Here is a 12,965-nt window from a genome sequence, read left to right as displayed (position 1 = left end):
CGGCGACCCCCACCCCTCGCTCCTCGCTTCCCCCGGCGACGAGCCGAGGAGTCGCCGGCCACGAAGGCCCGGAGCCGTCCCCCTCGGGCTCCGGGCCTTCGGAACGCCTTCGGAACACCTTCGGAACGCCTCCCGCGTGGGGTGCGCGCGTCCGCTCGGGCCGGCGAGAGCCGCGCCGCACGACGGCCGGGCGCGGCGGCAGGGCAGAATGACGAGGTGACCACCTCCCCGAGGCATGCGCCGTCGTCCCCGTCCGGTGCCGAGACCGTCGAGGGCGGGTCCGGGTCGACGCTCGGCCTGAGCGACGCCGAGGTCGCTGAGCGCGTCGCCTCCGGGCGGGTCAACGTCACCGACGACGCCTCGAGCCGCAGCGTGTGGGAGATCCTGCGCGCCAACACCTTCACGCTGTTCAACGCGATGCTCGGCGCCGCGTTCGTCCTCGTGCTGACGACCGGACGCTGGCAGGACGGGCTGTTCGGCTTCGTCCTCGTGCTCAACACCGGCATCGGCGTGCTCACCGAGTACCGCGCCAAGCGGACGCTGGACGACCTCGCGATCCTCGACGCCCCGACGGCGCGCGTCCACCGCGCCGGCGGCATGCGCGAGGTCCCGGTCGCCGAGATCGTCCTGGACGACGTCCTCGAGCTCGGCACGGGCGACCAGGTGCCCGTCGACGCCGTCGTGCTCACCTCCCGCGGGCTGGAGGCCAACGAGTCGCTGCTCACGGGGGAGTCCCGCCCGGTGCGCAAGGCGACCGACGACGAGGTGCTCTCGGGCTCCTCGATCGTCGCGGGCTCCGCGACCGTGCGCGCGAACCGCGTCGGCGCCGACTCCTACGCGCAGAGGATCACCGCAGCTGCCCGCCGGTACTCCCTCGCCTCGTCCGAGCTCCAGGGGGCGATCCGCTCGATCCTGCGCGTCGTGAGCTGGATCATCGTGCCGATGGCGCTGCTGCTCGGCCTGTCCCAGGTCCGCGCGCTCGGCGGCTGGCACGAGGTGACGTCGACGGGGACGTGGCGCGACGCGGTCGTCCAGGCCGTCGCCGGCGTCGTCGGGATGATCCCGGACGGCCTCGTGCTCCTCGTCTCGATCAACTTCGCGCTCGCCGCCGTCGTGCTCGCGCGGCAGAACGTGCTCGTCCAGGAGCTTCCGGCCGTCGAGATCCTGGCCCGCGTCGACGCGCTGTGCCTGGACAAGACGGGAACGATCACCGACGGCGCCGTCGCGTGCGACGAGGTCGTGCCGCTCGGCGCCGACGGCGCGCGGACCGGCGAGGTTCCGCACGCCACGTGGCTCGCCGTCGCGGGCATCGCGAGCGATCCCGAGGCCAACGCGACGGCGGGGGCGCTCGCCGGGGCCGTCCCGGCGGACGTCGCGGCCCCGCGGGTGGGCGAGCGCGTGCCGTTCTCGTCCGAGCGCAAGTGGTCGGCGCTCGAGATCGCCGACGGCGACGCGGCCGGCTCCTGGGTCCTCGGCGCCCCCGAGTTCGTCCTCGCGGACCGGGACGACGACGTCGCCAGGGGCGCGCTGCGGACGGCGGCCGGGCTGGCCACCACCGGCTCGCGCGTCGTCCTGCTCGGGCGGACCGACGCGCTGCCACAGGTCGACGCCGGGGTCGGCCCGGCCGTGACGCCCGTCGCCCTCGCCGTGCTCGCCGAGCACGTGCGCGACGACGCGGCCCGGACGCTCGCCTTCTTCCGCGACCAGGACGTGGAGCTGCACGTGGTCTCGGGCGACAACCCCGAGACGGTCGGGGCGATCGCGACGAAGGTGGAGCTGCTCGGCCCCGGAGAGGCGGTGGAGGGGACCGACGCCCGCTCGCTGCCCGAGGACGTGACGCGGCTCGCCGACCTCCTCGAGGACGCGCCCGTGCTCGGCCGCGTCACGCCGGAGCAGAAGGTCGCGATCGTCGAGGCGCTCCAGCACTCGGGCCACACCGTCGCGATGACGGGTGACGGCGTCAACGACGCGCTGGCGATCAAGACCGCCGACCTCGGCATCGCCATGGGCAACGGCGCGCGCGCCACCAAGGCCGTGTCCCGGCTGGTCCTGCTCGACGGTCGGTTCTCGGTGCTCCCGGGCGTCCTCGCGCAGGGACGGCGCGTCATCGCGAACATGGAGCGGGTCGCGAACTTCTTCCTGGTCAAGACGGCCTACTCCACGGTGCTGGCCCTCGTCACGATCCTCGCCGCGTTCGCCCTCCCGATCGGGTACCCGTTCCTGCCCCGGCAGCTCACCCTGGTGAGCGCGCTCACCATCGGCATCCCCGGCTTCCTCCTCTCGCTGCCGCCGAGCGGCCAGCGGTACGTGCCCGGCTTCCTCCGCCGCGTCCTCGCCTTCGCGATCCCCGCGGGCGTGCTGTTCGCCGCCGCGGCGCTGACCGTCTACCTCGCCGTCCGGGAGAGCGCGGGGGAGGAGATGGCGCGCACGCTCGCCACGTTCGTCGCGCTCGGGCTGGGGATGGTCGTCGTCGTGCTGCACGCGGGGGAGCCGGTCTGGTGGAAGGGCGTCATGGTCGTCGTGCTGCTGGCCGCCGGGCTCGCCGCGCCCTACGTGCCGCTCGCCGCCGACTTCTTCCTGGTCGAGCGGCCGACGCTCGCGCACTGGGGCCTCGTCGGGGCCGTCGTCGTGGTCGGCGGGGCGCTGCTCGTCGTCGTCCGGCGGGTCGGGCGGGCCTGGGCGAGTCGAGCGACGGAGCCGCGGAGCGCTAAGATATCTTGACGTCGAGATAATTTGCGGTGACAGCGAGGAGTACCCATGAGTACGGTCGACAGCTTCGGAGCCAAGGGGACCCTCGAGGTCGCGGGCACCGAGTACGAGATCTTCCGGATCGACCGGGTGCCGGGGTACGAGAAGCTGCCCTTCAGCCTCAAGGTCCTCCTGGAGAACCTGCTGCGCACCGAGGACGGTGCCAACGTCACGAAGGCCCAGATCGAGGCCCTCGGCGGGTGGAACCCTGACGCGGAGCCGGACACCGAGATCCAGTTCACGCCGGCCCGCGTCGTCATGCAGGACTTCACCGGCGTCCCCTGCATCGTCGACCTCGCCACGATGCGCGAGGCCGTGACGGCGCTCGGCGGCGACCCGAACCGGATCAACCCGCTCTCGCCCGCCGAGATGGTGATCGACCACTCCGTCATCGCCGACCTGTTCGGCACGCCGAACGCGCTCGAGCGCAACGTCGAGATCGAGTACGAGCGCAACGGCGAGCGCTACCAGTTCCTGCGCTGGGGCCAGACGGCGTTCGACGACTTCAAGGTCGTCCCGCCGGGCACCGGCATCGTCCACCAGGTCAACATCGAGCACCTGGCGAAGGTCGTCTACGACCGCGAGGTCACGGTCGGCGGCGACCGCGTCCTGCGCGCCTACCCGGACACGTGCGTCGGCACCGACTCCCACACCACGATGGTCAACGGCCTCGGCGTGCTGGGCTGGGGCGTCGGCGGCATCGAGGCCGAGGCGGCCATGCTCGGCCAGCCCGTCTCGATGCTCATCCCGCGGGTCGTCGGGTTCCGGCTGAGCGGGGAGATCCCGGCCGGTGTCACGGCCACCGACGTCGTGCTCACCATCACCGACATGCTGCGCAAGCACGGCGTCGTCGGGAAGTTCGTCGAGTTCTACGGTGCCGGCGTCGGCTCCGTCCCGCTGGCCAACCGCGCCACCATCGGCAACATGAGCCCGGAGTTCGGCTCGACCGCCGCGATCTTCCCGATCGACGACGTCACGCTCGACTACCTGCGCCTGACCGGTCGCAGCGAGCAGGCGGTCGCGCTGGTCGAGGCGTACGCCAAGGAGCAGTCGCTCTGGCACGACGCCGCGAACGAGCCGAGCTACAGCGAGTACCTCGAGCTCGACCTCGGCACCGTCGTCCCCTCCATCGCCGGCCCGAAGCGCCCCCAGGACCGCATCCTGCTGTCCGAGGCCAAGGAGCAGTTCGAGCGGGACATCCTCCACTACACGAGCTCCGAGGTCTCCCACTCGATCGTCGACCTCGACTCGCGGCACTCCTTCCCGGCCTCCGACCCGGGGATCGCGCCGGGCGACGAGGACCACGAGACGCGCGAGGTCGTCATCTCCTCCGGTGCGCCGCACGTCGCCTCCAAGCCCGTGCGCGTGACGACGCCCGAGGGCGAGGCCTACCTGCTCGACAACGGCGCCGTGACGCTCGCCGCCATCACCTCCTGCACCAACACGTCCAACCCGTCGGTCATGATCGCGGCCGGGCTGCTGGCGAAGAAGGCCGTCGACCGCGGGCTGCGCCGCAAGCCCTGGGTCAAGACGACGCTCGGCCCCGGCTCGAAGGTCGTGACGGACTACTACGAGAAGTCCGGCCTGGACAAGGCGCTCGAGGGGCTCGACTTCTACACCGTCGGCTACGGCTGCACGATCTGCATCGGCAACTCCGGTCCGCTCATCGACGAGGTCTCCGCGGCGATCAACGAGCACGACCTCGCCGTCACGGCGGTCCTGTCGGGCAACCGGAACTTCGAGGGCCGGATCAGCCCCGACGTGAAGATGAACTACCTCGCCTCCCCGCCGCTGGTCGTGGCGTACGCGCTGGCCGGCTCGATGCACTTCGACTTCGAGACCGACCCGCTCGGGCGGGACCGGGACGGCAACGACGTCTACCTGCGCGACATCTGGCCCTCCCCGGAGGAGGTGCAGGAGATCATCGACTCCTCGATCTCGCGCGAGCAGTTCATCAAGCAGTACGCCACCGTGTTCGACGGCGACGAGCGCTGGCGCACCCTCCCCACCCCGACCGGCCCGGTCTTCGAGTGGAACGAGGAGTCGACGTACGTCCGCAAGCCCCCGTACTTCGATGGCATGACGATGGAGCTCACGCCGGTGCGGGACATCGTCGGCGCGCGCGTCATGGCGACGCTGGGCGACTCGGTCACGACGGACCACATCTCCCCGGCCGGGAACATCAAGCTGGGCACGCCGGCCGCGCAGTACCTCACGGCGCACGGCGTCGCGCAGCGCGACTTCAACTCCTACGGCTCGCGCCGCGGCAACCACGAGGTGATGATCCGCGGGACGTTCGCGAACATCCGGCTGAAGAACCTCCTCGTCTCGGCCGTCAACGACGGCGCGGTCGTCGAGGGCGGCTACACGCGCGACTTCACCCAGCCCGGCGGCCCGCAGGCCTTCATCTACGACGCCTGCCAGAACTACCGCGAGGCCGGCATCCCGCTCGTCGTGCTCGGCGGCAAGGAGTACGGCTCGGGCTCCTCGCGCGACTGGGCGGCGAAGGGCACGAGCCTCCTGGGCGTCAAGGCCGTCATCACGGAGAGCTTCGAGCGGATCCACCGCTCGAACCTCATCGGGATGGGCGTCGTCCCGCTCCAGTTCCCCGCGGGGGAGAGCTGGGCCTCGCTCGGCCTCGACGGCACCGAGGTCATCTCGATCACGGGCCTGGAGCAGCTCAACGCGGGCGTGACGCCCCGCACGGTGCACGTCGTCGCCGAGCCGAGCGAGTTCTCGCCCGAGGGCAAGGAGACGGTCGAGTTCGACGCCGTCGTCCGGATCGACACCCCCGGCGAGGCCGACTACTACCGCAACGGCGGCATCCTGCAGTACGTGCTCCGCTCGCTCGTCGACTGAGCCGCGTCGAACCGCGGGGCCGGTCACCGGTCCCGCGGTCTCGCCGCCGCACGCAAGAGCCGCGCGGCTCCCGACACAGGCCAGGTATGACCCCGACGAACCGCCCGCGCCCCCGCCACGTCGCTGCGGCCTCCGCCGCCCTCGCTCTCGGCTGCGGCGTCCTCGCCGCGTGCGGTGGCCAGGGTGTCGACACGACGGTCCACACCGGTGACGCCCCGTACGTCCCCGTCACGCTCGCGGAGGCGCCGGACCTCGACGGCGTCCTCGCGGCCTCCGACCGGCTCGGGCTCGCGATGCTCACGACGGCGGACGACCCGAACGTCGTCGTGTCGCCGCTCAGTCTCACGGTCGCCCTCAGCATGCTCGCCGAGGGTGCTCGCGGCGAGACGGCGACGGCGCTCGACGACGCGCTGGGCGCCTCGGGCGCCGACCGGACCGCGAGCGTCGGAGCCCTGCGCGAGGCGCTGCTCGCCTACGACGGCGACCCGGCGGTCGCGGCCGGCGACGAGCTGCCCGAGACCCCCGTCCTCCACCTGGCGACGCGCGCGCTGCTGGACGACCAGCTCGTCCCGGAGCAGTCCTACCTCGACGTGCTCTCCTCCGGCTACGACGCCTCCCTCGAGACGCTCGACCTCGGCGACGCCGCCGCGAAGAAGACCCTGGACGCCTGGGTGAGGCGAGAGACGGGCGGGCTGATCGAGAAGTCGGCGATCACCCCGAACGCCGACCTGCGCCTCGTCCTGCAGGACGCGATCGTGCTGGCCGCTCGCTGGGAGGTGCCCTTCGCCGAGCCCGCGACCTACGACGACGACTTCACCACGGCCGACGGCACCCGCGCGGTGCCGACGATGCACGGGTCGAGCGGCCGGTCCTGGAGCGTCACCGACGCCGACGGCTGGCGGGCCGTCCGGCTGCCCTACGTCGAGGGCTTCTCCGCCGACCTCGTGCTCCCGCCCGACGGCGTCGACCCGGCGGACGTGCCCGACACCGTCCTGACCGCGCTGCGGACCGGGACCGGGGCCACGCCGGTGGTCACGGCGGACGACGACACCGACGTCGTCGTGTCGGTGCCCGTGCTGGACCTGAAGCCGGACGTGCTCGACCTGCGCGACGCGCTCGGCGTCGTCGGGCTCGGCGGCCTCCTCGAGGAGCCGGACCTGTCCGGCATCACGACGACCGAGCCGCTGTTCGTCTCCCAGGCGTTCCAGCAGGCGCGGCTGCGGCTCGACGAGGAGGGGACGGTCGCGGCGGCCGTCACGGAGCTCGGGATGGAGGCCGGCGCGGCCCCCGTCGAGCGGGAGGAGGTCGTCGTCCGGTTCGACCGGCCGTTCCTGCTGCGCCTGTCCCACGACGACACCGGCGCCACGCTGTTCCTCGCCGCGGTCCGCGAGCCGTAGAGCCGTGGGCGCGGCTGGCGTCGAGACCCTCCCGTCCTGGGCCCTACCCGGGGGAGCCGACCGCCAGGTCGGTGACCCCCAGGGCGACGAGCGAGCGGTTGTGGTACCGGTCGTCGAGCTCCAGCACCGACACGCTGCCCGACGGCACCCGGAACCGGGCGTCGCCGCACGCCGCCGCGGGGATCCGCAGCCAGGCCGCGATGACGAAGCCCGCCGTCCCGCCGTGGGTGACGACGACCCGGTGCGCGGCCGGTCGCTGCGTGAGCCGGGCGACGGCGGCGTAGACGCGCGCGACGCACCGGCCCATGGTCTCGGCGCCGTCGATCCCCTCCACGTGCCCCAGCCGGTCGCCAGCGGCCGGCGGAGGGATGAACCGCTCGTCCAGCCACGCCTGGGGTCGTCCGCCGGCGACGCCGTAGGACTTCTCCCGCAGGTCCGCGTCGAGCGCGGGGACGACGCCGAGCTCGGCGCCGATCGCGTCGGCGGTCTGGCGGGTCCGCAGCAGGTCGGAGGTGACGAGCTGCGGCTCGGCGTCGCGCGGGATCGCCGCCCGCACGTAGGCGGCGATCTCGGCCGCGCGTCGCAGCCCCCGCTCGGTGAGCGAGGAGTCGAACCAGCCCCCGACGACGCGGTCGACGTGGTGGGTGGCCTCGGGATGCGTGACGACGAGGACGCGCTCCATCAGGCGGCGGCCCGGAACGCCGAGGTGACGTAGGGGAGCGCGACCGCGGCGTCGCCGGTCGCGCCGACCTCGTCTAGCAGGTCGGCCAGCTCGCGCTCGATCCGTTCCAGCTCCCGCGGCTCGGCGGTGATGACGTAGCTGCGCGAGCGCGCCATCGCGAGCAGGTCCGCGCGGGTCACCTCGCGCGACCACGTCCACGTCGCGCGTTCGAGCCGGTCGGCTGAGAACGGCGCAGCGAGGGGCGGATCCCCGGCGGCGAGCATCGCCTCGGCGTTGCTGCCGCGCATGATCCGGGTGAGCCGGGCCACCCACGGGACGGACTCGTCGCGCGTGTTCCACACCAGGCCGAGGTGACCGCCGGGGCGCAGGACGCGGGCGACCTCACGGCACCCGGCGACGGGCTCGACCCAGTGCCACGCCTGCCCCAGCACGACGACGTCGACGCACCCGTCGGGTACCGGCAGCGCCTCGGCCGTGCCGACCATCGTGGGGACGCCGGGCACCTGCTCGCGCAGGACGGCGAGCATGTCGGGGTCCGGGTCGACGGCGACGACCTCGGCCCCGCTGGCCAGCACCGCGCGGGTGAGCTTGCCCGTCCCGGCGCCGACGTCGAGGACCCGCGGTCGCGGCCGTTCCGGCCCGCCGAGCAGCCAGGCGACGGCCGCCTCCGGGTAGGACGGCCGACCGGCCTCGTAGGTGCGGGCGGCGCGGCCGAAGGACGTGGCGAGGGGGTCGCTCATCCGTCGAGGGTAAGCCGGGCGACGTCCCGCCAGCGCGCCAGCGGCCAGGCCGGGACGCTCTCGCGCTCCCGTACCCGGGCGAGCAGCCGGCGTGCCGTCGGGTCCGTCGGGTCCGTCCCCTCGACGGCGACGTAGTAGCGCCGGATCCACTCGGCGAGCTCGGCCGAGTCCACGGCGTCGACCGCACCCGCCGGGCCGACGGGGTGCAGCACGAGCAGCAGCATGTCCGGGACGCGCGCGGCGCCGGGGTGGAGCGCCGGCTGGACGAAGGGCGTGTCGAGCACCCGGGCACCGGCGCGCTCGTAGAACCGGAGCCGGGCGAGCGGGTGCTCGCTCGGGGTGTCCGCGTGACCGCGCGGGTCGTGCACCTCCGCGAGGACGACCCCGGCGCGCGCCGCCCAGACCTCGGCGAGGTGGCTCATCAGGCGCGCCCCGACCCCGAGGCCGCGGCTCGCCGGGCTCACGGCCAGGTTGGCGAGCAGGCTGATCCCGTCCGGGTCGAGGTCCGTCACGGCGACGCCCATCGGCTCGCCGGCGGCCGTCGAGACGATGCTGACGACGCGGCGCTCGGACGGCTCGATCGTCTCGGGGCCGCCGAGCTCGTCGCCGGTGAACGAGGGACGCAGGACGGCGTCGAACGCCGCCCGCAGGAGCTGCGGCGCCTCGTCCGGCGCGGTCAGGTCGACGGTCGTCAGGGCCTCGGCTGTCACGGGATCAGCCTAGGGACCTCTCCGCGATCTCGCGCAGGGTTGCGTCGGCCCAGCGCCGGTTGGCCGCGTCGTCCGGCGCGTCGACGACGACGCTGCTGGCCATCGACACCGCCCAGGCCGCGGCACGGTCCCAGCGGCCGGGGTCGTCCGCGTGCCCGTCGGCTCGTGCGCCGACCAGGTCGTCGTAGGCGGCGACGAACACCGTCCGGCCCACCCGGTCCGGGACGAGCCACGCGGCGGCGAGGTCGCAGGCGGGGTCCCCGGCGGACAGGTCGCCCCAGTCGAGCAGCGCGTCCAGCCGGTCCGGCCCGTCGTCCGGCCCGGGACGCACGAGGAGGTTGTTCGGATGAGGGTCGCCGTGCACCCAGACCGGCGCCGACCCCCACGCGGGGGCCGCGACGCCGCGCGCCCAGACCTCGAGCGCCGCCGAGACGTCGAGACCGCGCAGCCGGCCACGCTCCAGCCGCTCCCGGACCACCCGGTCGCGCTCCGCCAGCGGCACGGCGCGCACCGGGTTGTGCGGTGCCTCCGCCGGGGCGGGCCGGTGCAGCGCGGCGAGGGCCGCGGCCAGGTCCGGGACCCACGCCGTCGCGCGCGAGCGCGGCCGCGAGCCGGCGACCTCGCCCTCTCGCCACGCCAGCACGCTCCACGGCCACGGGAAGTCGGGCCCCGGCCGACCGGCGACGACGGGGACGGGGACCGCGACGGGCAGCGACGGCGCGAGCACGGGCAGCCAGCGCTGCTCGGTGGCGACGAGCTCCGCGGTCCGGGCGCGTCGCGGCAGCCGGAGCACGAGGTCGTCGCCGAGGCGGACGAGGAGGTTGTCCCAGCCCTCCGCGACGACCCGGCGGGGCAGGTCGAGCAGCCCGGGCGCACCCGAGGCCAGGACGCGGGCCACGACGGCGTCCTGCGTCACGCCGTCGTCATCCGCGTCGACGATCCCGGTGTCACCCGGCGGCCGCCCGGTCACGGCGTCGTGCCCGGCGGTCGGGGGAGCGGGACGACGCGGTCGGCGTCCCAGGGAACGGCCCAGCCGAGCGCGTCGAGCACGGCGTCCAGGACGTAGGCGGTGAACCCCCACACGAGCGGGACGTCGGGGACGGTGAACGCCGGTGTGGCGAACCGCTGGCCGGCGTGCTCGCCGAGGACGGTGCCGCGGTTGGCCGGGTCGACCAGCTGGGGGACGGGGACGCGAAACACCTCGGCGGTCTCGGTCCCGTCCGGCCGCAGCGCCGACGGCACGCGCCACCACGCGAGCACGGGCGTCACGACGTTGCCGCTGACGGTCACGGGCACGTCCGCGAGGGGACCGATCGGCTCGACGCCGCGCGGGTCGAGCCCGGTCTCCTCGTGCGCCTCGCGGACGGCGGCGTCGACCGCGTCCTCGCCCGGGTCGAGCCCGCCACCGGGGAAGGCGACCTGGCCCGGGTGGTGGCGCAGGTCGTCGGAGCGCCGGGTGAGGAGCAGGTCGACGTCGGCGGACGCGGGGTCGGCGTGGTCGCTCGTCTCCAGCAGCCCGAAGAGCAGGAGCACCGCGCTGCGCCGCGGCGTCGGGCCGCCGGGACGCGGGCGGCCGAGCGCCGTGCTCCAGCCCCCGCGCCGCCACAGCGCGACGAGGTCGTCGCGCGCCCACCCGGCCGCGGTCACGGCGTCCTCCTGGACGGACTCACGTCGGCCTCGGCCGGCGACCGAGCCGCCACTCGCGCGCGGCAGGCAGCCGCCAGCCGAGCCGGTAGGACACGAGGCACATCGCGGCCCCGACCATCGCGGCGGCGAGCGTCGTGAGGCCCTTGTAGTCGCCGCCGGTCGCCCAGTCGGCGAGGACGACGACGGCGGCCGCCGCGCTCGCGCACGTCGCGTAGAGGGTGTTGCCGCCGAACACGATCGGGGTGCGCAGCAGCAGGAGGTCGCGGACCATCCCGCCGCCGACGGCCGTGATCGTGCCGAGCATGATCGCCGGCAGCCAGTGCAGGCCGAGCCCGATCGCCTTCTGCGCGCCGACCGCGCCCCACGTGCCGAGGGCGATCGCGTCGATGACGCGGGCGCCGCGGTGCCACCAGCGTCCGTCGATGTTGACGAGGTAGGCGACGACGGCGGTCGCGACGGCGACCCCGAGGTAGCTGAGGTCGGTCAGGGCGATCGGCGTGCCGCGCTGCAGCAGCGTGTCGCGCAGCATGCCCCCGCCGAGCCCGGCCGCGATCCCGAGGACGAGGAAGCCGACGAGGTCGAACCTCTTCTCGCGCGCGAGCATGCCGGCGAGCAGGACGTTGGCGGCGACGCCGAGGAGGTCGAGGACGCGGACCAGCTCGCTGCTGGCGGCGACGACGTCGACCCCCGAGTCGGCGAGGATCACCTCGTCACCAGCTCGTGGGGAGGGGCCGCCCCTCCTCGTAGCCGGCCGCCGACTGCACCCCGACGACGGCGCGCTCGTGGAACTCCTCGAGGCTGCGCGCCCCGGCGTAGGTGCACGCCGAGCGCAGGCCGGCCGTGATCTGGTCCAGCAGGTCCTCGACGCCGGGTCGCGCTGGGTCGAGGTACATCCGCGAGGAGGAGATGCCCTCCTCGTAGAGCGCCTTGCGGGCGCGGACGAACGCGGAGTCGCCGCGGGTGCGGGCGGCGACGGCGCGCGCCGACGCCATGCCGAAGCTCTCCTTGTAGCGCCGGCCGGAGCCGTCGACGTGCAGGTCGCCGGGGGACTCGTGCGTCCCGGCGAGCCAGGAGCCGATCATCACCTGGCTGGCGCCGGCGGCCAGGGCGAGGGCGACGTCGCGCGGGTGCCGGACGCCGCCGTCGGCCCACACGTTGGCGCCCAGCTCGCGCGCCCGCGTCGCGCACTCGAGCACGGCCGAGAACTGCGGACGCCCGACGCCGGTCATCATCCGGGTCGTGCACATGGCGCCGGGGCCGACCCCGACCTTGACGATGTCGGCGCCGGCGGCGACGAGGTCGCTCACGCCCTCGGCCGTCACGACGTTGCCGGCGACGACGAGCGCGTCGGGGGCGACGGAGCGGACGGCGTGCAGCGCCTGGATCATCTTCTCCTGGTGCCCGTGCGCGGTGTCGACGACGAGCACGTCGACGCCGCAGGCCAGGAGCGCCTCCGCGTTGCCGGCGACGTCGCCGTTGATCCCGACGGCTGCGGCGACCTGGAACGCGCCGTCGGCGTCGAGGGCCGGGGTGTAGATGGAGGAGCGCAGCGAGCCGGTCTGGGTCAGGACGCCGAGCAGCGTCCCGTCCTCGCGCACGACGGGGGCGACCCGACGGCGCGCCGCGTGCAGCGTGTCGAAGGCCCGGCGGGCGCCGTCCGGCCCCTCGAGCGTCGCCGCCTCGATGACGGTCGGCGCCTCGGCCATCACCTCGCCGACGAGCGTGAACTGGTCGACGCCGGTGAGGTCGGCCGGGGTGACGACGCCGACGGGCCGCTCGTCGTCGTCGATGACGACCGCCATGCCGTGCGACCGCTTGGCGATGAGCGTGAGGGCGTCGTGCACGGTATCCCGTTGCGTCACGTGGACGGCGGTCTCGACGACCGGGTCGCGCTGCTTGAGCCACGCGGTGGCGCGCGCCACGACGTCGATCGGGACGTCCTGGGGGAGCACCGCGAGGGCGCCGCGACGGGCCAGCGTCTCCGACATCCGCCGACCGCTCACGGCGGTCATGTTGGCGGCGACGAGGGGGATCGTCGAGCGCGTGCCGTCCCGGGGCGCGAGGTCGACGTCGAACCTGCTGGTGACGTCGGATCGGGACGGGACGAGGAAGACGTCGCCGTAGGTGAGGTCGGCGCTCGGCGCATGGCCGGGAAGCAGTCGCATGACTCCCAAGCCTACGG

General features: G+C 74.3%; 10 protein-coding genes. 3 read left to right on the top strand and 7 right to left on the bottom strand.

Annotated features, from left to right (window positions below; translation table 11 throughout):
* Nucleotides 1-216: 216 nt before the first annotated feature.
* The 3 genes from EDD28_RS15220 to EDD28_RS15210 all read left to right on the top strand — a co-directional run bounded on the left by EDD28_RS15220 (nt 217) and on the right by EDD28_RS15210 (nt 7,004).
* A complete protein-coding gene (locus tag EDD28_RS15220; RefSeq protein WP_123740587.1) occupies nt 217-2,721 on the top strand; it encodes an HAD-IC family P-type ATPase in 2,505 nt (834 codons plus the stop codon).
* A gap of 36 nt (nt 2,722-2,757) precedes the next feature.
* Nucleotides 2,758-5,607 (top strand): aconitate hydratase AcnA, encoded by a 2,850-nt coding sequence (acnA, locus tag EDD28_RS15215; RefSeq protein ID WP_123740586.1) that lies wholly within the window; start codon nt 2,758-2,760, stop codon nt 5,605-5,607.
* 86 nt (nt 5,608-5,693) lie between these two features.
* The gene (locus EDD28_RS15210; RefSeq protein ID WP_123740585.1) at nt 5,694-7,004 is read left to right on the top strand and encodes a serpin family protein; all 1,311 of its coding nucleotides are present in this window, start codon (nt 5,694-5,696) and stop codon (nt 7,002-7,004) included.
* A gap of 43 nt (nt 7,005-7,047) precedes the next feature.
* Here EDD28_RS15210 and EDD28_RS15205 read toward each other — a convergent pair whose 3' ends face one another.
* Genes EDD28_RS15205 through EDD28_RS15175 form a run of 7 tightly spaced genes read right to left on the bottom strand, consistent with a single transcriptional unit; the run spans nt 7,048 to nt 12,948 of the window.
* Nucleotides 7,048-7,686, bottom strand: a complete 639-nt coding sequence (locus EDD28_RS15205) for a histidine phosphatase family protein (protein WP_123740584.1) — start codon at nt 7,684-7,686, stop codon at nt 7,048-7,050.
* Nucleotides 7,686-8,426 (bottom strand): class I SAM-dependent methyltransferase, encoded by a 741-nt coding sequence (locus tag EDD28_RS15200; RefSeq protein WP_123740583.1) that lies wholly within the window; start codon nt 8,424-8,426, stop codon nt 7,686-7,688. The genes EDD28_RS15205 and EDD28_RS15200 overlap by 1 nt, the downstream gene beginning before the upstream one ends.
* Nucleotides 8,423-9,136, bottom strand: a complete 714-nt coding sequence (locus tag EDD28_RS15195) for a GNAT family N-acetyltransferase (RefSeq protein ID WP_123740582.1) — start codon at nt 9,134-9,136, stop codon at nt 8,423-8,425. The genes EDD28_RS15200 and EDD28_RS15195 overlap by 4 nt, the downstream gene beginning before the upstream one ends.
* A 4-nt stretch (nt 9,137-9,140) precedes the next feature.
* Nucleotides 9,141-10,106, bottom strand: coding sequence for a phosphotransferase (locus EDD28_RS15190; protein ID WP_170169515.1), 966 nt, complete (start codon nt 10,104-10,106; stop codon nt 9,141-9,143).
* A complete protein-coding gene (locus tag EDD28_RS15185) occupies nt 10,103-10,783 on the bottom strand; it encodes an NUDIX hydrolase (RefSeq protein ID WP_123740580.1) in 681 nt (226 codons plus the stop codon). Before EDD28_RS15185 ends, EDD28_RS15190 begins: the two co-directional genes overlap by 4 nt.
* A 19-nt stretch (nt 10,784-10,802) precedes the next feature.
* A complete protein-coding gene (locus tag EDD28_RS15180) occupies nt 10,803-11,489 on the bottom strand; it encodes a trimeric intracellular cation channel family protein (RefSeq protein ID WP_245968106.1) in 687 nt (228 codons plus the stop codon).
* A 4-nt stretch (nt 11,490-11,493) separates the two neighbouring features.
* Nucleotides 11,494-12,948, bottom strand: a complete 1,455-nt coding sequence (locus tag EDD28_RS15175; protein ID WP_123740579.1) for a GuaB1 family IMP dehydrogenase-related protein — start codon at nt 12,946-12,948, stop codon at nt 11,494-11,496.
* Nucleotides 12,949-12,965 lie beyond the last annotated feature (17 nt).

It is taken from the genome of Salana multivorans (genome assembly GCF_003751805.1).
In the GTDB taxonomy this organism is placed as follows: domain Bacteria; phylum Actinomycetota; class Actinomycetes; order Actinomycetales; family Beutenbergiaceae; genus Salana; species Salana multivorans.
This window is presented reverse-complemented; position numbering and strand designations above follow the sequence as displayed.

Coding starts and splice junctions, on each gene's coding strand:
- acnA (WP_123740586.1), top strand. CDS start 2,758: ATGAGTACGGTCGACAGCTTCGGAGCCAAGGGGACCCTCGAGGTCGCG.
- EDD28_RS15205 (WP_123740584.1), bottom strand. CDS start 7,686: ATGGAGCGCGTCCTCGTCGTCACGCATCCCGAGGCCACCCACCACGTC.
- EDD28_RS15200 (WP_123740583.1), bottom strand. CDS start 8,426: ATGAGCGACCCCCTCGCCACGTCCTTCGGCCGCGCCGCCCGCACCTAC.
- EDD28_RS15175 (WP_123740579.1), bottom strand. CDS start 12,948: ATGCGACTGCTTCCCGGCCATGCGCCGAGCGCCGACCTCACCTACGGC.
- EDD28_RS15210 (WP_123740585.1), top strand. CDS start 5,694: ATGACCCCGACGAACCGCCCGCGCCCCCGCCACGTCGCTGCGGCCTCC.